Raw genomic sequence first — 19931 nt, forward strand, 5'->3', positions numbered from 1 at the left:
CGGTAGGCGGCGATGGCCTGCTCCAGGTTCTCCGCCCGGTCGCCCCGAATGCGGTCAGAGTAGGCGTTCGCCAGGTTCATCATGACGGTCGCCCACTCGACCGGCATGGCCTGGCGGGTCATCACCTCCAGCGCCTGGCGGTAGGCGGCGATGGCCTGCTCCAGGTTCTCCGCCCGGTCGCCCCGAATGCGGTTCTTGTAGGCGTTCGCCAGGTTCATCATGACGGTCGCCCACTCGACCGGCATGGCCTGGCGGGTCAGCACCTCCAGCGCCTGGCGGTAGGCGGCGATGGCCTGCTCCAGGTTCTCCGCCCGGTCGCCGAGGGGATTCTGAGCCAGGCTGTTGCCCAGTTCGGTGGAGGCGCCCGCAGGCAGGGCATTTGATTCCCGCTGCGAGGAAAGTGCATGGCGACAAAGGTCGACACCGGCGGGGCATGTCAGTAATGCGCTGGTTGAGAGAGTTGCTCAAGAATAGGCTGTAATTCAGATGGCATGTCGGCGCCCCTGGCAGGAGCGGCAGCCTCCAGCTTTGCTTGCAGATCGGGCCGGCTGGCCAGGGCGCGCTCCAGGTCTTCCGCAGAGTGGATTTCGGCCCCATTGGCGGCCAGCTCGGCCAACACCTCACGCAGGGCCGGCGGCATATCCTGGGCAGCACGTGCCGCGGCCAGGAATTCTTCCGGCGCCAGGCCCAGGCGTTCGGCCTCGGCCAACGCTTCCGGCGGCAGCACCTTCTCGGCAAAGGCGCGCGGGATGCCCACTTCCCGGCAGCGGCGCAGCAGGTCGCGGTGTTCTTCCAGCTCGGCTGCGCCGCCGTCAACTTGCGACGCCTGGGCGGCGGCGATGAGTTGGCCGAACAGGACATCGGCCTTATCACTGAGCAGCTCAGGGTGCTGTTCGACGATCTGCTGCGAGTCATCCCAGGTGCGGGCGTTGACGAAGGTCTGGATCGTCTGCCCCAAGGCGGAAACGCCGGCCAGATCGGGGGTATCGTGCAGGCCTTGTTCCAGCACCGTGGTGGCGGCGAGCGTTTGCTCTGGTGAGAGGCCGGCCTCCTGAGCGGCGCGCTGCGTGTTGCGCAGCAGTTGATAACGCTGTTCCAGGTCGTTGGCGGCCTGTTCGGCGCCCTGACGCCGGGCATTGGCCGCGGCTTCCGCGATGCGCGCGGCGGACTCGTCGGTCAACAACGCGGGGTGATCTTGCGCCACGTGCAAGAGGGACGCCATGGAGTCGGCCTGCAGAAGCGCCTGGAGACTCGCCCAGAAGGGATTAGACATGGCTTCCTGCGCCTCGCGGGCCGCTGCTTGCAGGCGTTCATTGGCTGTCGGGTCTTGCCGCTGCAGTCGTTCGATCTCGGACTGCAGGTCATCCTGCAACTCGCGCAAGGCTGCTTCCGGATCGCCGCTCAAAGCGGTCGGCAGCAGCTGCCGCGGTACGGCGTTCAGGCCCTGCGCCAGCCAGGTGTCCTGCCATTCTGACCCCAAGCGGTCGTGGAGCAGGCCCAGCAGGCCGCGGGCGTGCTCCTGATCCTGCTCGGTGCTGGTTCGTTCCGCCGGCGAGAAGAGGATCGGCGGCGTCTGGCCGGGCCGGTAGAGGAGCAACGGCGCGTCCACCGCGCCGGCGTGACGGCAGTGCGGGCAGGGGATGGCGTGCAGGCTGCCATCCTGAATGCGGGCGAGCAGATCGGGCCGCTCGGCCGTGTCAACGATCAGCCAGACCTCGGCGGGAAAGGGTCGCCGGCAGGCCGGGCAGGTCAGCGTGGTGGATTGAGCGACAGAGTGGGTCATCGTTACCTCCGGCGGGGATCGGCCCGCCACGCGGAGTATAAAATAGGACGGTGGGCCTGTCAATTTCAGGGCTGGCAGCTGGGTTTGGGTTTCGGCGGGCTGGCACAAAAAAAGGACGACGACCCCATGGGTCGTTCGTCCTTGTCAATGGATGGGTCCCCCCAGATTCGAACTGAGGACCAACCGGTTATGAGCCGGCCGCTCTAACCGCTGAGCTAGGGACCCGTGGCTCTCCGTATCGAGAGCGGGTGGAGGGAATCGGACCCTCACAGCCAACTTGGAAGGCTGGTGTTCTACCACTAAACTACACCCGCAAGCAGTCGGGGCGAGAGGATTTGAACCTCCGACCCCAGCGTCCCAAACGCTGTGCGCTGCCAACTGCGCTACGCCCCGAACAGGCGCTTAGTATACTGCAAAAATGGACAGCAAGCAAACGCACAGGCGTCAATGGTGAATGCAAATCACGGCCCCCAGGTAATCTGCTCATCCATCCAGTCTGGCAGGGTGCCGGGCAGGGTCAGCAGGCGCACGGGCGCGGCGCCTGGCTGCGTGATGTAGAGACCCCAACTTCCCTCGCGATTGGAGATGAACGCGATCCACGCACCGTCAGGCGACCAGGTGGGCAGCCCTTCGATGCCCGGGCTGGCGGCCACCGCGCTGATCTTGCCGGTCCCCATGTTGCGCACGAAGATGTCCCAGTTGCCGCTGCGTTGGCTGGACATGAAGGCCAGGCGGCTGCCGCCGGGCGCCCAGGCCGGGGAGGTGTCGCCGGCCACGTCGGTCAGCGGCGTGCGCTGGCCGCGATCCGGGGTCATTTGCCACAAGCCACAGCGGTTGCCCTCGTCGTCACAGCCGTCATAGGCGATGTTCTTGCCGGGGTACCAGGCCGGGCTGCGGCCAAAAACGATGTACTCCGTCGCTTCGGTGCCTTCGGCCCAGGCATGGTAGAGGCGCCAGCGCCGGTCACCCTCACGGTTGGAGGCGAAGACCCATTCCAGGCCGTCGGGCGACCAGGTGGCAATCCCATCTTCGGCAAAGGTGGTCACGCGGCGCAGCGTTTCGCCCGTGGCAGTGATGGTGGCCAGCCCAATTTCGCTACCGCTGGCATTGCGCACCGCCAGGCGGGTACCCCCCGGCGCGGCGCGTGGCTGGCGCACGTTCGTGAGCAGCGCTTCCGGCTTCGCGCCCGGCGCGGCCGTCACGCGGTAGAGCACGAAGTTGTTGCGCTCGCTGTCCCAGGTCGAAAAATAGATGCGTCCGGCGGCCAGGGCGCCGGCCGGCGTTCCCGGCGCGGCGCCGGCAGGGGCGGGCGGCGTCGCGTCTGTGTTGGCCGCGCCGGTAGGCGTGGCCGCGGTGCTGGCTTGACTGCTACACTGGCTGTTGGCCGCGTCGCGCGTGGCGCGCAGGGCCGCGCTGGGTCGCACTTGCAGGGCGATGGCGTACTGGGTCACCGCGTCGCACCAGGCGCCACGCTGAGCCATCGCATCGCCGTAGGCAATGGCCGCGTTGGCCAGGCGGACTTCCACATCCAGGTAATTGGGCCGCTGTTTGTACAGCTCAGCGAAAGCGCTGACCGCCTTTTGCCAGTTGGCCTGCCAATAGCCCATAGCCTGCAGGTAGGCCGTGGCCAACTGTATTTGCTCCAGGGCGGCCTTGTCGTCCGGCCGCAACGCCAGCGCCCGTTCGATCTGGCGGATTCCCTCTTCCAGCCGGCCCGCCGCAATCAGGTCAGAACCGGTGTTGTAGTAAATTTTGTACAGCAGGTTCGTCACGGTGTCGGTTTCATAGGCGGCATCCGTGGCCCGGATCCGTTCCAGGCGTTCAGCGGCCTGTGTCCATTCCTTTTGATCGTACAATGACTGCGCTTCACCGAGCAGGACATCCAGGGTGTACGGCGTGCTCACCGGCGGCGGCGTGGGGGTCGGCGCCGGTGGTGAAGTCGGCTGCGGCGTGGCCGTGGTTGCCATCACGCGCAGCATGGCCGCCCGCGCCTCCAGATGATCGGGGCGCAGGCGCAGCACCATCTCGAATTCAGCCAGCGCCAGCGCACTCTCGCCCGCCTGCGCATGCGCCAGCCCGCGCTGGTAATGATTGGTCACCGCCGTGGCCTGGATCGCCGCGCGCTGCTCCAGCCCCTCGCGCACGCCACCTATGCCGGCCAGCAGCACGCCGACCAGGCCCAAAATCAGCACCAGGCTGTACACGGTGAGCCAACGCCAACCCGGTCCGCGCCAGCGGCGCGCGACCAGGCGTGTCCGCGGACGTGTCACCGGCAGCGGCGCCGGGTGCTGTCCGTTCGGCCCTGGCGTCAGGGGCTGCACTGGGTTCGCTGTACCCGGCGCCAGCGTGGCCGGGCGAGGATCGGTCTTGGAATCTCTCTTGAGCGATGTCACCGCAGTGTCATCTCCTGCTCGAATTGAAGAATAGCCGCGCCGTCGGCGTCCAGCAGTTGGACGGACACCACGGCGCGGGCCGGCACATCTCCCGGCGCCGCGATCACCTGATCGAACGGTTGCGCCGGGCTGAGCGTCACCGGCTGGCTGGCAATGGCCGCGCCGGCCACCGATACAGTCAGCGTGCCGCGCAAATGACGCACCGGAAAGAACGCCACCTGCAAACCCTGCGCCGTGGCCCGCAGATTGACGGCGCCGTCCTGGTTGGCGTACACGAACGTGCCAATGCCGGCCACCGGGAACCAGGTCTCCTCCCAGTAGAGGGTCTCCCCGGCGCGCAGGCTGACGCTGTCGGCAAAGGTCGGCGCCAGGCCGCCGTGCATTTCCAGGTAGCCGGAACCGTCATCGGTGTAAAGGCTGGCAGGCAGCGGATCGCTCCACCCCAGGCCGAAGAACTTGACCCCGCGCATGACATCGGCCGGGAAGACGCGCACCAGCCCCTCGTCCGCGGCCAGGTCGTAGACGCCGGCAAAGCTGGCGCCGGCCGCGGGCCTGGCAAAAAATCCCAGGTACTGGCGCCAATTGCCCAGGCGGCTCAGATCGCGTCCCTGGTAAACGGGCCAGGTCATGGCCTGATCCGCGGCGGGCAGGGACGTATCGCCGGTCGAATGCACTGTCACCTCGGAGGCGGGCAGAATCAGGCGCAGTTCAGGGCCAGGGCGATTGCCCCCCCCAGGAGCCAGCATCGCGTTCACCCAATACTTGAACGTCACCGGCTGGTCGGTTGGGTTGGTCAACCGGGTGCGCACGGAAAACGCCGCCTCGCCCGCGCGTAGCGTGATGTCCACGCTGATCTGCAAACGGCCCTGCGACTCCTGAAAGATGGTGATCGTCGCCTCATCCGGGCTGGGCTGCGGGGTGTCGAAGCCCCACGGGCTGCCCCACGCGTAGCCATGCTCTTCCACCGGCAGGCCCCATTCGACGCCGCCGGCCGCCAGCCAGCCAGCCTCCAACCCATCGCGGCCAGGCGGCCCCCAGGGCGATGGCTTGAGCACCGGATTGCGATAGAAAACCTGGTGCTGCGTGGGCTTGTAGAAACATTCGATCAGCCGGCCGCCCAAATCGGGCAGCACACCCAGGCGCAGGAACTCATTTTCCAGCACGATCTCGCGCCAGGTCTGCGGGGTTGGCTGTGGCGCGGTCGCCGCGTAGGCCGCCCGGTCCAGCATGGGCCACGTCCAGTTGAACAGGGGGTCGGTCACTTTGCGCTGAAACGCCGCGTAGGGATAGGCGCCGAACGTGATCTGCCGCTCGTACACGCTGACCGTCGCCGCCGGCGCGGGCGGGGCAGGCGTGACCGGGGGCGGGACGGGCGTCGCCGTGGGCGGAATGGGCGTCGCCGTGGGCGGAATGGGCGTCTCCGTGGGCGGCGCGGGCGTTGCTGTGGGCGGGGCGGGCGTCGCTGTGGGCGGCGCGGGTGTTGCGCTGGGCACAACCTCGGTGGCAGGGGCTGTGACGCCCGCGCCGGCCGGGCCTGGAGGCGCGGGCGTTGCCTGTTGACATGCGCTGAGCACGGCAAGCGCCAGGCCAGCCATCACCAGACGCCGGCCGGCCGCAGCCAACCAGGCTGTCATCGCGGGGACAGACGCCCAACGGCTGCCAACAGGCGTCCAGCCAGGAGTTTTTTGGCTCTCATCTTCCAGGGCGAACCATCGTCTGCGCATATCAACGATTATAGTCACAATTGCCCGACTTGCCAAGCGCGGGGATCATTTTCATTTCTGCTGCGAGTTCCCGATCTGCCGCCAGTGTGATATACTGCAAGCGGGAATAGACTTCACCCTTCCGCCTACGGAAACAGGCGCAATTCGTGCCCGCCTGCAGTATAAAATCGCGTTGCCTTGATTTCTCATTCTACGCCACGCGGCAACCGCCGCACCCTGCGTGTGAGGTCATCTTGTCCATTCGCAACCTTCTCCTTTCCGTGCGCAACGGCGTTGGCGCCCTGGTGCTGTTGATGCTGCCCTGGTGGTGGCATTGGATCGTGGTGCGCCGCCCGTTCGAAGGAATTCTGTTCCACGAACTGACCGATTTCTCGCTCTACGCCACCGATGCCCTGCTGCTGGTCGCGGTGATGGCCTGGCTGTTGACCAAGCCTGATCTGTCTGCGCTGCCGGGCTGGATGCTGTGGCCGCTGCTGGCCTTGCCGCTCCTGGCCTTCGCCCTGGTTCCCGTCTCTGCCGATCGTGACCTCGCGCTTTACCAATCGGCGCGCCTCAGCCTGGTGACGCTGTGGGCGCTGGTGATTGCCGGCTCACCCTGGCTGCGCCGCGCCGCGCCGGCACTGTTACTGGCAGGCAGCTCGCTGCAGGCGATCATCGCGCTGGCGCAGGCCGCTGTCCAGCACGCCGTTGGGCTGAGCTTCGTGGGCGAAGTGCCGCTCAGCCAGCAAATGCCAGGCGTCAGTGTGATCTACGCCGCCGGGGTGCGCTGGCTGCGCCCCTATGGCCTGACTCAGCACCCGAACATCCTGGCCGGCTGTCTGGCGGTGGCCTTCCTGTGGGCGTTGGCCACGGTCAGCACAAGCAACGTGCGCCTGCGCTGGGCCTGGTACGCAGGGCTGGCATTGACCGCGGCCGGGCTGGCCGTCACCTTTTCCCGCGCCACCTGGATCGGCGTTGCGCTGGGCGTCCTGCTGATTGGCGGCCGTGCCCTGTGGGGGCAGCCGCCGGCCAGGCGTCGCCGTTTCGTGCGCCGCATCGTCCTGCCCCTGCTTGGCCTCGGTCTCGTTTTTGGCATCGTCACCTGGCCCATCCTCGCCAGCCGCCTGGGCTTGACCGGCGCCGGCGCCGAGGTGCGTTCCATCGCTGAGCGTGGCGCCACGCTGGCCATTGCCTGGCGCCGCCTGACCACCGCGCCCTGGCCCGGCATCGGTCTGGCGCAGTTCACCCGCCTGACGCTGGTTGGCAATCAAGATCTCCTCGGCGCCTACGCGCCGCAGCCGGTGCATATGGCGCCTCTCCTGGCCCTGGTTGAACTCGGCCCCCTGGGCGGACTGCTCTGGCTGTGGCTCATGCTGGCCCCGTTGGCGGCCTGGATCAAACAGCGCACCCCGCCGGCCTCCCTCCTGGGCCTCACGGCCGCGCTGCTGGCCCTGATCGTGATCGGCCTCTTTGATTTTTACCCCTTCCAGGCCACCCAGGGCCGCCTGCTCACCTGGACCGTTCTGGGTTTCTGGGGCGCGGCCTGGCAAGACGCAGACCGCCAGCCCTCACTTCCCGTCATTTGACAGACACACCGAAGGAGACACTGGGATGAAGGTTTTACTTACCGGCGCTTTCGGCAACGTGGGCATCAGCACGCTCGACGAATTGCTGCGCCAGGGACACACGGTCCGTTGCTTTGATCTGGAGACAACCACCAACCGGCGAACCGTGCGGCGTTACCGCCACCACATCGCAGCCGGACGCGTCGAAGTGCTGTGGGGCGATCTGCGCCATCGCCAGAACGTCGCGGCCGCCGCAACCGGCGTGGATGCAGTGCTCCATGTCGCGTTCATCATCCCCAAAATGTCACACACCGGTATCGAATCAGAGCTGCGGCCCGATTGGGCTGAAGCCGTCAACGTCGGTGGCACGCGCAACCTGATCGAAGCGTTGCAAGCGCAGCCCCATCCCCCAAAATTGGTCTTCACCTCCTCGCTCCACGTCTACGGCCGCACCCAGCATCTGCCGCCCCCGCGCACGGTGACCGACCCCGTGCAGCCTTTCGAGCACTACGCATGCCACAAGGTCGCCTGCGAGGAGATGATCCGGGCGTCGGGCTTGTCATGGGCCATCTTACGCCTGGCCGCCACCCTGCCCCTGGCCCTCAAGCTCGACCCGGGCATGTTCGATGTACCGTTGAACAACCGCATCGAGTACATTCACACGCGCGACGTGGGGCTGGCGCTGGCGAACGCCGTGAGCAGCGACGACATCTGGGGCAAAACCCTGCTCATCGGCGGCGGGCCACGCTGTCAGTTTACCTACCAGGGCATGATCCAACCGATCCTGGACGCGATGGGTGCGGGCCAGCTACCCCCAGAAGCCTTTGCGACCGCGCCGTTCGGCACCGATTGGCTGGACACCGCGGAGAGTCAGCGCCTGCTGCGCTTTCAGACGCGTGACCTCGATGATTATGTGCGCGATCTGTCCCACTTGCTCGGCGTCCGCCGGCATTTCGTCCGTCTCTTCCGTCCGCTGGTACGCCGTGCGTTGCTCAAGCGCTCGCCTCATTGGCAACGCCAGACAACCGTCCGCCTGGCGTGTCACGGCCAGGTTGCGTTGGTGACAGGCGCTTCAAGCGGCATCGGCGCGGCCTCGGCCCGCCAGCTTGCGCGCGCGGGGCTGAAAGTTGTCCTGGTCGCGCGGCGCGGCGGCGATCGGCTGGAGCGGCTGGTGGACGAGATCCGTCGCGACGGCGGTGAAGCCTGGATGATCGCCGCCGACCTGACCGATGAACTGGAGCGGCTGCGGGTATTGCATGAGGCAACCGCCGTTGCCGGCCCCGTGGATGTCCTGGTGAACAGCGCCGGTTTTGGCTGGTATGGCTATGGCGCTGATATGCCCTGGCCCGTGGCGCGGGCGATGATCCAGACCAATATGACGGCGCTGACGCACCTGACGCTGCTGGTGTTGCATGACATGCAAACCCGCGGTGCAGGACATATCATCAACATGGGCTCGATCGCCGGGAACCTGCCCGAACAGGGCGCAGCCCTCTACAGCGCCACCAAATCTTTCGTGGATAGCTTTTCTACGGCGCTCCACCGCGAGCTACGCGGCACGGCCGTGCATGTCAGCCTGATGCGCCTCGGCCGTGTGCAGACGGAGTTCTACGACCGCGCGGCTCACCAACCGGCAGGCCGACGCATCCCTGGAGAACGCCTGGCGGCCGTGACTCCAGAGAAAGTTGCGCAGCGCGTGATCGCCACCTTGCGCCATCCGCGACGCGTGGTGTATATCCCTGCCTGGTGGGGCATGGTGCAGTGGGTTGAGCCGCTGTTCGGCTGGCTCCTTGACCGCCTTGGCCCCGTCTTGCTGCGGCGCCAACCGGCCGCGTGAGGCCGACAGCGAGGGCGACCGCAAGTTTCGAGAAGCGCGCCGCCGCAGCGCGGGCTTGCCGTTTTGGTTGAATCCTGCATCTCGATGGTACAATGTTGCGCCCCAGAACTGACCATTCGATTCGATGATTCAATGATTCGATGAAAGCATGATGTCAACCTTACCTGATGCTACACTACCTGCCCTGGCCCAGGTCCATCAACGGCTAGGCGAACTGTTATTTGGGCAAGGCGATCAGGCCGCTGCCTATGCCGTGCCCGGCCTGTGGCTCGACCCCGCCGGGCCGGCCACGCGGCGCCAGGTCAACCCCCTGCGTTTTTTCCTGGACACGATCGAGGCCATTGCGCAACAGCCTGCGCAGCCGCTGGTTGTTGGCCCGGCCGGGGGCGGTTGGAGCCAGAACGCGGTCGCCTACAACCTGTTTCCCCGTGCCGCAGCCGCCTTCGATCATGATGGCGATGGTACGCTGGCCCTGCCGCTCAACAGCCAGGGCTGGCGCGAGACCGGCACCTTCCTCAAGTGCATCGCCCTCCTGCCCTGGCTGCGCTGGCTGGGCATCAACACCGTCTATCTGCTGCCGGTCACCGCCGTGGGCAAGGACGGCCACAAGGGCAATCTTGGTTCACCCTATGCCATCCGCAACCCCTACCGTCTGGACGATAACCTGGGCGAACCGCGGCTCGATTTAGGCGTCGAGACGGAATTCAAGGCGTTCGTGGAAGCGGCGCACCACCTGGGCATGCGCGTGGTGCTCGAATTCGTCTTTCGCACGGCCGCGCGCGACGCCGACTGGGTGGCCGAGCATCCGGAGTGGTTCTACTGGATTGACGACCGCGTGCCTGCCCGCCAGCCTGGTATGTCGCCCGCCGACGCGACCCTTGCCTATGGCGCGCCCATCTTTTCACCGGAGGAACTCGCTTTCATCTTCGCCGAGGCGAACGAGGGCCGCTTCGACCGCCTGCCGCCGCCGCCGGCCCCGCACCAGGCCTTTTTCACCCCGCCGCCCGCACCCGATCAGATCGAAATGATTGATGGCCGTTGGTTTGGGCGCCTGGCCGATGGCCGCATCGTGCGCGTGCCCAGCGCCTTTTCAGACTGGCCGGGCGACATGCAGCCACCCTGGACCGATGTGACCTACCTGCGCCTCTACGATCATCCCGATTTCAACTACATCGCCTACAACGCGGTCCGCCTGTACGACAGCCGCCTGGCCCGGCCGGAGCAAGCGGTGCTGCCGCTGTGGCAGCGCATCGTCGGCATCATCCCGCATTATCAGGATACGTTCGACATTGACGGCGTCATGATTGACATGGGTCATGCCCTGCCCAGCGCGCTGAAGGCCGCCATGGTGGCCGCGGCGCGGACCATCAAGCCCGATTTTGCCTTCTGGGATGAAAACTTCGGTTCGCCGCTCAACAGCCTGGCCGAGGGCTACAACGCCACCCTGGGCAGCTTTCCCACCAGTCTGCACGACCAGCTCAGCGCCGCGCACTTCCTGGCGCAGATGGCGCAGACCGGCGTCCCACTCCCCTTCTTCGCGACGCCGGAGACGCATGACACGATGCGCGCGGCCAAACGCCCTGGCGGCCTGGCCTATGTCCGCTTTGCCTGGGCGATCTGCGCCGCCTTGCCGGCCATGCCGGTGCTGCATGGCGGCTTCGAGCTGGGCGCCACCGAACCGCTCAACACGGGCATCGGCTTCTCACCCGCCGAACAGGCGCGCTATCCCGCGTCAACGCTGGCCCTTTTCAGCGCAGCCGCCTACCCCTGGGAAAACCCGGCGCCGGCCGCGGCCGGCCATGCGACTCACCTGGCAGCCTGGATGCGCCAGGTTCTGTTGACCCGCGCCCGCCTGGCGCCTGTCATCGCAGATCTCGACCCGGACACTTTCGCCTTCGGCCAGTTGCCTGCCAACCCTGTCGTCTTTGCCATCCTGCGCTCGACGCGGCAGCATACGCCGCGCCTCATCGTGCTGGCAAACAGCGACTACTTCAATCCCCAGGCGGTCGAGCTGACGCTACCCGGCGTGCCCGCTGTCCTGGTGGATCAACTGGACGGCGCGGCCTATCCGCTTGATGCCGAGCAGCGCCTGCGCCTGGTTTTGCAGCCCGGCCAGGCTGTTTGGTTCGAATTGGCCTGAGAGCCGGATCAACTCAGTGTTACGGAGATGTTACGAAAATGAACTATGTTGACCTGCATTGTCACACCACGGCCTCCGACGGCACGCTGACCCCCAGCCAACTGGTGGCGCGTGCGTTGGAATTTGGCTTGAAGACGATTGCCGTGACCGATCACGACACCACCGATGGCGTGGCCGAAGCCCTGACGGCCGGCGCGGCGGCCGGCATCGAAGTGCTGCCGGGGATCGAGATCAATACCGATGTGCCTGGCGGTGAGATTCATGTGTTGGGCTATTTCATTGATGTCACCGACGCGCCGTTTCAGGCCGAGCTGCGCCGGTTGCGCGCGGGCCGCGAGCGCCGCGGCGAGGAAATCACGCGGCGGCTGAGCGCGCTGGGTGTGCCCATCTCCTGGCAGCGCGTGCAGGAGATTGCCGGCGATGCGCCCATCGGCCGGCCGCACATTGCCCGCGCCCTGTTAGAAGCCGGACATGTCAACTCCATGAATGAGGCGTTTACCCTTTACATCGGCCGCGACGGCCCGGCCTATGTGGAGCGCATGCGCTTCACGCCGGTGGAAGCCGTGCAGACGATCAAGCGCGTGGGCGGGCTGCCGGTGCTGGCGCATCCGATCATTGCCCGTTTCACCGGCGATCCGATCGTGGAGGTGAACCTGGAGCAGACGCTGCCAGACATGATCGCAGCTGGGCTGGTGGGGCTGGAGTGCTACTATCCCAATTATACCCAGGGCCAGGTGCAGCAGCTTCTGGCCGCGGCGCAGCGCTACGGCCTGGTGGCCACCGGCGGCACCGATTTCCACGGTCCGCGTGCCGACCGCGCGGAGTTGGGCAGTGTCTATGTGCCGGAGCGTGCGGTGACAGCCCTGAAGGCGCGGCGTCAGTCGTCAACGCCCATCTGACGACGCAGATGGGCGATGCTGCGCTGGCGGATGTCCGTCAGCGCCTGGCGCACGGCGTCCGCATCGAGCGCGGTCAGGGTCATCAGCAGGGCGTCCTCGCCGGTATCGCGGTAGTAGCGCCGGCGCCGCCCCACCTTCTCGAAGCCGAAGTGATGGTAGAGGGCCTGGGCAGCCAGATTGGACTTGCGCACTTCTAATGTCATTTCGACAGCGCCGCGACGCAGCGACTCTTCGATGAGGTGCAGCAGCAGCCAGGTGCTCAGGCCGCGGCGCTGCCAGGCCGGATGCGTGCCGATGGTGGATACATGCGCGGTATCGTAGAGCATCCACACACCGGCATAGGCCAGGACAGGCGGCTGCGCCGGCGCCTGACCATGAATCACCCGGTAGAATGACAGCTCGTTGCGCACGATCTCATGCTCGTACATGCTGCGCGGCCACGGATCGCCAGTGAACAGGATCGGCTCGATCTCCATGATCGCATCGAGATCGCTCAGTTGCATGGCAACGACGGGGAACAGGGCGTCAGGTGATGTCATGCGCCGGGGCCTGCAGGCAGATCGTGCAAGTAGATGGGCGCCAGGGTGGTGATGTCATCGGTGGCGCCGGCCAGGAAGCGCGCAGCCAGGCCAGTTCGGCCAGGAGACTGGCCCGCCGCACGGTCAGCGCGGGTGAGGCGAAGTGCGCGTGCGCGCCCAGTTGTGCAGTCAGGACGGCGCGCGTGCTGGCCAGCAGATCGCCGGCAAAAAGGGTGGGCGCGTGGATGGCTGCGGCCACGGCTTCGATGCTGCTGATGGCAAAGGGGCTGACCTGCTGCCACGCGCCCGGTCGGGCAGCCTGGATGTAGTGCCCCCAACAGACGCGACCGCGGCCGGCCTGCACCAGGGCGGTCACCGGCCATGCCTGGGCATGGTGTGCATAGGCAATGGCGTCGAGCGTGGCGATGCCAAACAACGGCAGGTCGTTGGCGGTTGCCATCCCTTTGGCCAGCGCCAGGGCCACCCGTGTGCCGGTGAAGGAGCCAGGGCCAATTGCCACCGCAACCCCGCGCACGTCGGCGGCGGTCAGGCCGGCCTGCGTGAGCATGGCGACAACCTGGGGTAGCAGTTCCACGGTATGACGCCGGTTGGAGTGCCACGTCATTTCGCTCAGCACCTGTTCCCCGTCATACAGGGCAATACTGGCCAGGTCGGTGCAGGTATCGAGCGCCAGCAGCAGGGGTGTAGTCATGGGGTCATCTCCGCGGCCAGGTCATGCAGCAGCGCGGCGTGCCGGGCGCCGTGGGCGGTGAAGACCAGGCGCCGCGTCAGGTCATCCAGCCAGGTGAGCTGCACCTCCAGGCGATCGGCCGGCAGCAGGGTGGCGACCAGGTTGGCCCATTCGATCACGGTCAGCCCGTCAGCGCCCAGCAAGTCATCCAGGCCAAAGGCCAGTGCTTCGGCCGGCGCGGCGACCAGGCGGTAGACATCCACATGGTAGAGATGCAGACGGCCGTCATATTCGCCCACGAGGGTGAAGGTGGGGCTGGTGATCTGGTCGGCAATGCCCAGGCCGGCGCCGATGCCCTGCACCAGGGCGGTTTTGCCGGCCCCCAGGTCGCCGCTGAGCGCCAGCACATCGCCCGGCTGCGCCAGGCGTCCTATCTGTTGGCCCAGGGCAAAGGTCGCGGCCGGGCTGTGGCTGATCCACGTGTGGGTTGCAACGGTGAGCGATTCGTCAGACAAGGCAAACTCCGGTCGAAACAAGTGCTTGATGAGGGCGATTGTAGCACAGCCCGCAGTGCATTGGTAATCTGGCGTGACCTGGGTATAATAGACCTGATCGGGAAGAACGGCGTCGGACTACAACCTGGCTTATTCCCGAAAAGGTCTAATGCAAGCGCGGGACAAATTCAGACACAGAATGGGGCGCCGCCCGCCACAGTGAGGCAAGCGGTGAGAAAAGCGCAAACAGTATGAAGGTTTTAGTCATTTCTGATATTCACGGTAACCTGGCCGCGTTGGAGACGGTTCTCAAGGATGCACAGGGCCGCGGCTACGACGAAATTTGGTGCCTGGGTGACGTGGTGGGCTACGGGCCGGACCCCAACGCCTGCATCGAACGCCTGGCTGCGTTGGAACCACAGTTGACGGTGCGCCTGGCCGGCAATCATGACTACGCCGTGCTGGGCAAAGAGATCAACGTCGAAGATTTCAATCCCGAGGCGCAGAAGGCCGTGCTGTGGACACGCGCGCAGTTGACCGACGAAACACGCGCCTACCTGGACACCCTCCCTGGGCAGGCGGTGCAGCGCGGGCCGTTCATGCTGGTGCATGGCAGCCCCCGTGATCCGGTGTGGGAATACGTCCTGTCGCCGCGCATTGCGCGTGAGAACTTCGAAGAAATGCCCGATTTTCGCTGCTGCCTGGTAGGCCACACCCACGTGCCGACTATGTTCAGCTATCGCGTCGATCGGCGCGATGGGCAGACCTTCGGGCGTTGCCTGCAGCATCGCCTGACCCCTGGCCCGCCCGACGTCACCCTGGCGTTCGACCAGGTGCGTCTGATTGTCAATCCGGGCAGTGTGGGCCAGCCGCGTGACCATGATCCGCGCGCCAGTTACGCCCTGTTGGACACCGAGACCCGGCTGTGGACCTACGTGCGGGTTGAATATCCGATCGAAGAAACGCAGCATCGCATGTTGGCCGCCGGACTGCCGGAACGCCTCATCAATCGCCTCTCGTTTGGCTGGTAGTTGCAGCGATTTCAATCGCCGGCGCCTGGAACAATTCTTTTTTGCGGGCCGTCCACATTAAGCGATTGCCTATTCAATGATACGATGATGATGCGCCGCCGTTGCCCTGGGCACAAGCAGTGAGCCTGGCTGTTGCGGCCGGCGCGATGGATCTGCAAGCGAAGTGCGATAGCGAAGAAAGAGAGGTTCGACGATGTCACGCAAAGTATTGACAAGCATTTTGTTACTCGTGGTGGCCCTGGGTTGGGTGGCGTGCGGAGGCGCGGCCCCGGCGTCCTCGCCCAATGAGCAGTTCGCAGACGGAGCGCCGAGGCAGGTGGCAGCCACGGAAGCAGTGGCCGCTGGTGATGCTGCTGGAATGTCGCCAGCCCTGGAAAATCGTATGATCATCCAGCGTGCTGAGATTAGCATGGTGATCAAGGACACCGAGGCCACGGCCACAGCGATCCGCACATTGGCGCTGAACGCGGGGGGCTATATCGCCGACTCCAACCTGTTCCGTGATGGCGAGCAACTACGCGGCACGCTGACTGTGCGGGTTCCTGGTCAAAACCTGCCCACTTTCCTCGATCAGGTCAAAGGCATGGCCGTGCGCGTGTTGCGCGACAGCCTGTCTGGTGAAGATGTGACCCAGGAGTTCACCGACCTGGGCAGCCGTCTGCGCAACCTGGAGGCGACCGAGGTCGAGCTGTTGGCCCTGTTGACCGAAGTGCGCCAGCGGCCCGGCGCCAAGACAAGCGATATTCTGGAAGTTTACGAGAAGCTCACGCAGATTCGGGGTGAGATCGAGCAGATCAAGGGGCGCATGCAGTTTCTGTCCAACCTCACCTCCCTGGCGACGATCCAGGTCGAGCTGATTCCCGATGCCCTGGACGCACCGGTGATCGAGGAAGGCTGGCGGCCGCTTGTCACCCTCCGCCAAGCCTCGGCACGCCTGATCAGGACCCTGCAAGCCCTGGTGGAAGCTGTGATCTGGCTGATCATCTACGTGCTGCCCGTGCTGATCCTGATGGCCCTGCCGTTCGTCCTGCTGGCGCTGGCGATCCGAGCGCTGCGCCGCCGCACCAGCCGCACCCCGCGGCCGTTGCCGCCCGCGGCAGAGTCGTCCGAGAAAACCGATTCGTAACTCACACGAAGACGCAAGCCACGAAGACACAGACAAACGCCTTCGTGGCTTCGTGTGAAAATTTCTTGACTCACACGAAGACACAAAGACGCAGATGAACACCTTTGTGTCTTCGTGTCTTTGTGTGAGCAAATCCCGCTAACGCAAAAGACGCATCGGTCGCCAGCCAGCGCACCACCCCGTTGACCCGCAGCGCCACCCGCTGACCGCCCGCCTGGTAATACTTCGTGATCGTCGTGCTGCTGCCGCTCGTCGTCTTCTCGTAGTAGGCCCCCACGTACACCGTCGTGCTGCTCCCCATCACCGCCTTCGCCCGGTTGCCGTCCGCATCGTAAGTGTAGCTGGCCAGCACCGTGCTTCCCTGCTTCACCTGCTGCACGCGGTTCTCCGCATCGTAGACCAGGGTGTAGGCCACGCCGCCCACCGTGCGCCCGGTCATGTTGCCGTTGCAGGACGGAATCAGCCACGAATTACACTAATTTGCACGAATTTCAGGGCCTTTTCGTGTCAATTCGTGGCAAAGATCCGCCCAGCTTTCTCTGCCACGAATTTCACTAATTTGCACGAATTCCAGGGGCCTTTCGTGTCAATTCGTGCAATTCGTGGCAAGAATCCGCCTTGCTTTCTCTGCCACGAATTTCACTAATTTGCACGAATTCCAGGGTCTTTTCGTGTCAATTCGTGCAATTCGTGGCCGAAAACCGGGCCGATGGTCTCCTTGACCCGGTTGCCGTCGCCGTCGTACACATAGCTGGCCGTGACGCCCCCGGTCATCGCAGTCAGCCGGTTTTCTGCACTACAGACCAGCGTGATGTATGATGAGGGCGCACCTCGCTGTAAGCGTAGCGATCACTAATCATCACCTATTGTGCCGGTCATGCGCCAGACAACATCGTTATCCAGGTACCAAATCCCCACAAAAAATACTCGATCACCGTTAAGATCGTAGGCGCAACGATAATAGGTCAGTTCCGAACTTGGCTCATAAGTGGGTGGTTCACATCCATACTCATAACGCCCTAGTTTGGCTTTGACATCATCACGCGTGGATACCCCGCGTTCGAATGTCGAAAGGATAATCGGGAAGAAATCAGGAGCATACACGGGCCGATCTTGTATGCACAAACGGTTGTCCTTGATCTCGAAGTTCATGCAGATATCCTGGATCGTTTCCGAGTCCAGGGGCGTGGTGTATTTCGACAAGTCTGGCATCCGCAACCTGGCGATCGAAATCGGTAGGGTGCATCCGCATGAGATCGCCAGCAACAAGGCCAGATTGGCAATGAAGAAACGCCTGCTCATACCGTTCATCCTGGTTTGGCCCGTAGCAATCTGTTTGTTCATGGTGAACCTCGTAGTTTCCCGTAGTTCGATTCCAGTTGCTGAAGCCTACCACGGCTGCCAGGACCAAGTGGGCCGAGATCTCGTCTGAGTGTGTCACCCAACTCCGCAGGGGATGTAATCAGATTATAAGTAATCTTGTAACCGATCAATACCCCAGCCTCTGAAAGAACCCAGTCCTGCCAACTGGTGCCCCATCCGCTATCCAAGTTGAGCTTGCTTTGTACTTGCTCGTGTATGAGATTGCCCCACTGAGATAGGATGAAGTTCAGTTCGAAACTGATGATATCTCCGGGTGTCGCCGTTTGGGCGATGTACCCCCACATATGATACGGTTGGTTGTGATAATCTTGAAAGTTCGAATGGAAGCCAGTATCGTGAAAGTAGACTGTGTTGCTTGGGCAATCGTGCGGTTCTCGACCGACGCCGGCACAGCCGCCGCCCCCCAATCCGAGCATGGTTGAGAGAGCTGGCGCTATCAGGCCGAAGGTTCCGTAAGCGGGCGATCCCGTGAATATCTTGCCCATTTCAGGCATGAAACGGTCCCAAGTTCGATAGAGGCCAGCCGCCACGTCAGAAATCACAGCCATTGCTTCGAGATCGTTGACCCCGCCCAAGTCAGCGACAATGCTCTGGGCAACACTGCGAACACCAGGCGCGCCAGGGCTGATCATATAGCGATGTTTGGTGGGATGCCAGGTGACTGCACAATCTGTGTCCACGCAGTGTGCGTGTCCTGTTGGGTCAACATAGGCGGTCGGTTGGTTCCCGACGTAGCTGTATCTGTTGAGATTTTGCGGATTTTGGGGACTAGGCACGATCGTATCCGCGCTGATGAATCGCCCCAGCGCCGGGTCGTAGTATCTCGCATTGTAAAAATACAACCCGCCCGCCACCTCGTCCAGCACCTGCCCGGTGAAGCGCCGCTGCGTCGGCGTTGTCTGATAGGGCGTCCCGCGATTCTCCCCCCACGGCTTGTACCACAACTCCCCCGTGCGCACCCCGGTCGCGTCCGCCGTCACGCTGGTGCTGCCCAGATGATCTCCGAACAGGTAGCTCACCGCACCGTTCTTGCGCAGCGCCACCCGCTGACCCCCCGCCTGGTAATACTTCACTACCTCCGACACCACCAAATTGTCGAACAGCACGTTGGACGCATCGGTGCGCAGCGAAAGGTAGCTCCCGCTGAGGAGCGGTGTCGTGTCAGTCCAGCTTCCCAGGTAGACGTTGTCCCGCCACACTTGCACCTTGCCCGTCAACGGATCGTAGATCACCTGGTAGCTGTGCGTCTGCCCGGCCGTATTGCTCACAGGAAAACTGGCGACGAGGAGGTAGCTGGTGCTGGCGTTCTCGTAGATACGGACATGGGTTGCATCCTGCCACACCCGGTAGCTGTTCCCGCGTTCCGCACCCGTGGCCGCTGTCGCCAACAGGTAGATCCCCGCATTCGTACCGCTGGTAAAGGTCGCTTGCCGCTTGGCAGGTCGGGCGGACTCGAAGGGAATTGCCGCGCGGATGACCGTCCTCCCAGGATTACACGCACTCCTGGGAGGACGCTCGCAAACCAATCCCACAGGGGGATTGTCAGATCAGCTCAACGGGTTTGATACTGACACCGCGCCAGTTGTTTTCCAGGATCAACCGCGCCAAACGGTTCGAGATCAGGATCTCCCGGAAACCGCTGTGCCCGCCGCTGCCGATCCATTCGTGTGTCAATTGCACGTCTACGTCCGAACGCAGCGCGGCGCGCTTGATGTGCATGTACCCGCGCTTGTGGTAGCCGTACTTGGTGAGGCCGCACTGGGCACAGGTTTCCGGCTGCAGTTTATCTTCCTCGGCCAGGCCTGGCCCAGCCACGATGGGAAAGAACAACTGGGAAACAACTTGCGACGGCTGACCGGTACGGTGGATGAGCGCATCCCACCGTTCGTAGCCGCGGATACCCTGCGCAGCCAAGACATCGAGGACATTGGGCGTGACGAACACCGTATAGGCCCAGTAGAACGACATGAAGTCGTGTCTGCCCAAGCGCGGCTCCTTGGCCAGGTGAAACGGCGCCTGCTGGCGGTAGCCGGCGCCACACTGCGGGCACTCGTGCGCGTAGGTCGCGAGCTCCCAGCCCTCCTTTGGCTGCGGGTAACCCTGCTCGAAGGTCGGCATCAGACGGATCCACTCGGCAGCGTAGATTTCCTGTGGCGTGAAGGTGGTATTGTAGAAATCAGGCGCCTGCTTGTCTCTGACTAGTTCAGCGATCTGGGGCCAGCGTGGGTCAGTCTCATCGATCTCGAACGTGATTATATAGTATCCATCGAAGCCCGGCGTCTTCGTGATCTTGACACCCAAGCTATCAATCACATGTTCCACCCCTTCATGCTTGCCGAAGGTAATTCTATGCCATATTTTCACTAGA

General features: G+C 64.2%; 17 protein-coding genes, 3 tRNA genes and 1 pseudogene. 6 read left to right on the forward strand and 15 right to left on the reverse strand.

What is annotated here, in order from left to right; genetic code table 11:
* The 7 genes and pseudogenes from IPF85_RS21315 to IPF85_RS21345 all read right to left on the reverse strand — a co-directional run.
* A pseudogene (locus tag IPF85_RS21315) lies at positions 1-320 on the reverse strand (tetratricopeptide repeat protein); the annotation flags it as partial.
* Positions 321-436: 116 nt separating this feature from the next.
* Positions 437-1783: a CpXC domain-containing protein gene (locus IPF85_RS21320; RefSeq protein WP_343410076.1), complete on the reverse strand. Its 1347-nt coding sequence runs from the start codon at positions 1781-1783 to the stop codon at positions 437-439.
* Between the two features lie 152 nt (positions 1784-1935).
* Positions 1936-2008, reverse strand: a tRNA-Ile gene (locus IPF85_RS21325).
* 18 nt (positions 2009-2026) lie between these two features.
* Positions 2027-2097: transfer RNA gene (locus tag IPF85_RS21330), tRNA-Gly, on the reverse strand.
* A 6-nt stretch (positions 2098-2103) separates the two neighbouring features.
* Positions 2104-2176 (reverse strand) — tRNA-Pro (locus IPF85_RS21335).
* 68 nt (positions 2177-2244) lie between these two features.
* On the reverse strand, positions 2245-4176 hold the full coding sequence (locus tag IPF85_RS21340) for a hypothetical protein (protein WP_343410077.1): 1932 nt from the start codon (positions 4174-4176) through the stop codon (positions 2245-2247).
* Entirely contained in the window at positions 4173-5810 is a 1638-nt protein-coding gene (locus IPF85_RS21345; RefSeq protein ID WP_343410078.1) for a DUF5107 domain-containing protein, read from the reverse strand. Before IPF85_RS21345 ends, IPF85_RS21340 begins: the two co-directional genes overlap by 4 nt.
* Positions 5811-6133: 323 nt before the next feature.
* Between IPF85_RS21345 and IPF85_RS21350 the strand changes: the two genes are divergently transcribed.
* From IPF85_RS21350 to IPF85_RS21365, 4 genes are all read left to right on the forward strand, one after another.
* Positions 6134-7465, forward strand: coding sequence for a hypothetical protein (locus IPF85_RS21350; RefSeq protein WP_343410079.1), 1332 nt, complete (start codon positions 6134-6136; stop codon positions 7463-7465).
* 25 nt (positions 7466-7490) lie between these two features.
* A complete protein-coding gene (locus IPF85_RS21355; RefSeq protein WP_343410080.1) occupies positions 7491-9281 on the forward strand; it encodes an SDR family NAD(P)-dependent oxidoreductase in 1791 nt (596 codons plus the stop codon).
* 151 nt (positions 9282-9432) lie between these two features.
* Positions 9433-11421, forward strand: coding sequence for an alpha-amylase (locus IPF85_RS21360; RefSeq protein ID WP_343410081.1), 1989 nt, complete (start codon positions 9433-9435; stop codon positions 11419-11421).
* A 38-nt stretch (positions 11422-11459) separates the two neighbouring features.
* The gene (locus tag IPF85_RS21365) at positions 11460-12320 is read left to right on the forward strand and encodes a PHP domain-containing protein (RefSeq protein WP_343410082.1); all 861 of its coding nucleotides are present in this window, start codon (positions 11460-11462) and stop codon (positions 12318-12320) included.
* Here the strand turns inward: IPF85_RS21365 and rimI are convergent.
* The 3 genes from rimI to tsaE are packed head-to-tail and all read right to left on the reverse strand — an operon-like array spanning position 12299 to position 14044.
* On the reverse strand, positions 12299-12859 hold the full coding sequence (gene rimI, locus IPF85_RS21370; RefSeq protein ID WP_343410083.1) for a ribosomal protein S18-alanine N-acetyltransferase: 561 nt from the start codon (positions 12857-12859) through the stop codon (positions 12299-12301). The genes IPF85_RS21365 and rimI overlap by 22 nt on opposite strands.
* Positions 12846-13550: a tRNA (adenosine(37)-N6)-threonylcarbamoyltransferase complex dimerization subunit type 1 TsaB gene (tsaB, locus tag IPF85_RS21375; RefSeq protein WP_343410084.1), complete on the reverse strand. Its 705-nt coding sequence runs from the start codon at positions 13548-13550 to the stop codon at positions 12846-12848. Before tsaB ends, rimI begins: the two co-directional genes overlap by 14 nt.
* Positions 13547-14044 carry a tRNA (adenosine(37)-N6)-threonylcarbamoyltransferase complex ATPase subunit type 1 TsaE gene (gene tsaE, locus IPF85_RS21380; protein ID WP_343410085.1) on the reverse strand — a complete coding sequence of 166 codons (498 nt, stop codon included), beginning with the start codon at positions 14042-14044 and terminating at the stop codon, positions 13547-13549. The genes tsaB and tsaE overlap by 4 nt, the downstream gene beginning before the upstream one ends.
* 230 nt (positions 14045-14274) lie before the next feature.
* Between tsaE and IPF85_RS21385 the strand changes: the two genes are divergently transcribed.
* Complete coding sequence (locus IPF85_RS21385; protein ID WP_343410086.1) at positions 14275-15054, forward strand: metallophosphoesterase family protein; 780 nt, start codon at positions 14275-14277, stop codon at positions 15052-15054.
* 193 nt (positions 15055-15247) lie between these two features.
* Complete coding sequence (locus tag IPF85_RS21390; RefSeq protein ID WP_343410087.1) at positions 15248-16180, forward strand: DUF4349 domain-containing protein; 933 nt, start codon at positions 15248-15250, stop codon at positions 16178-16180.
* Between the two features lie 70 nt (positions 16181-16250).
* Here the strand turns inward: IPF85_RS21390 and IPF85_RS21395 are convergent, their stop codons facing one another.
* The 5 genes from IPF85_RS21395 to IPF85_RS21415 all read right to left on the reverse strand — a co-directional run bounded on the left by IPF85_RS21395 (position 16251) and on the right by IPF85_RS21415 (position 19927).
* Positions 16251-16619, reverse strand: coding sequence for a hypothetical protein (locus IPF85_RS21395; protein ID WP_343410088.1), 369 nt, complete (start codon positions 16617-16619; stop codon positions 16251-16253).
* 203 nt (positions 16620-16822) lie between these two features.
* Positions 16823-16954 (reverse strand): hypothetical protein, encoded by a 132-nt coding sequence (locus IPF85_RS21400; RefSeq protein ID WP_343410089.1) that lies wholly within the window; start codon positions 16952-16954, stop codon positions 16823-16825.
* 78 nt (positions 16955-17032) lie between these two features.
* Positions 17033-17524 carry a hypothetical protein gene (locus tag IPF85_RS21405; RefSeq protein ID WP_343410090.1) on the reverse strand — a complete coding sequence of 164 codons (492 nt, stop codon included), beginning with the start codon at positions 17522-17524 and terminating at the stop codon, positions 17033-17035.
* Entirely contained in the window at positions 17521-18951 is a 1431-nt protein-coding gene (locus IPF85_RS21410) for an RHS repeat-associated core domain-containing protein (protein WP_343410091.1), read from the reverse strand. Before IPF85_RS21410 ends, IPF85_RS21405 begins: the two co-directional genes overlap by 4 nt.
* Positions 18952-19105: 154 nt before the next feature.
* Positions 19106-19927 carry a hypothetical protein gene (locus tag IPF85_RS21415; RefSeq protein ID WP_343410092.1) on the reverse strand — a complete coding sequence of 274 codons (822 nt, stop codon included), beginning with the start codon at positions 19925-19927 and terminating at the stop codon, positions 19106-19108.
* Between the last annotated feature and the right edge of the window lie 4 nt (positions 19928-19931).

The sequence above is a fragment of the Candidatus Amarolinea dominans genome (genome assembly GCF_016704685.1).
GTDB lineage: Bacteria > Chloroflexota > Anaerolineae > SSC4 > Amarolineaceae > Amarolinea > Amarolinea dominans.

Excerpts from the sequence above, each read along its gene's own strand:
- IPF85_RS21390 (WP_343410087.1), top strand. The coding sequence starts at position 15,248 with ATGTCACGCAAAGTATTGACAAGCATTTTGTTACTCGTGGTGGCCCTG.
- IPF85_RS21385 (WP_343410086.1), top strand. The coding sequence starts at position 14,275 with ATGAAGGTTTTAGTCATTTCTGATATTCACGGTAACCTGGCCGCGTTG.
- IPF85_RS21355 (WP_343410080.1), top strand. The coding sequence starts at position 7,491 with ATGAAGGTTTTACTTACCGGCGCTTTCGGCAACGTGGGCATCAGCACG.
- rimI (WP_343410083.1), bottom strand. The coding sequence starts at position 12,859 with ATGACATCACCTGACGCCCTGTTCCCCGTCGTTGCCATGCAACTGAGC.
- tsaB (WP_343410084.1), bottom strand. The coding sequence starts at position 13,550 with ATGACTACACCCCTGCTGCTGGCGCTCGATACCTGCACCGACCTGGCC.
- IPF85_RS21405 (WP_343410090.1), bottom strand. The coding sequence starts at position 17,524 with ATGAACAAACAGATTGCTACGGGCCAAACCAGGATGAACGGTATGAGC.
- IPF85_RS21345 (WP_343410078.1), bottom strand. The coding sequence starts at position 5,810 with ATGACAGCCTGGTTGGCTGCGGCCGGCCGGCGTCTGGTGATGGCTGGC.
- IPF85_RS21320 (WP_343410076.1), bottom strand. The coding sequence starts at position 1,783 with ATGACCCACTCTGTCGCTCAATCCACCACGCTGACCTGCCCGGCCTGC.
- IPF85_RS21365 (WP_343410082.1), top strand. The coding sequence starts at position 11,460 with ATGAACTATGTTGACCTGCATTGTCACACCACGGCCTCCGACGGCACG.
- IPF85_RS21400 (WP_343410089.1), bottom strand. The coding sequence starts at position 16,954 with ATGACCGGGGGCGTCACGGCCAGCTATGTGTACGACGGCGACGGCAAC.
- IPF85_RS21395 (WP_343410088.1), bottom strand. The coding sequence starts at position 16,619 with ATGACCGGGCGCACGGTGGGCGGCGTGGCCTACACCCTGGTCTACGAT.
- IPF85_RS21360 (WP_343410081.1), top strand. The coding sequence starts at position 9,433 with ATGTCAACCTTACCTGATGCTACACTACCTGCCCTGGCCCAGGTCCAT.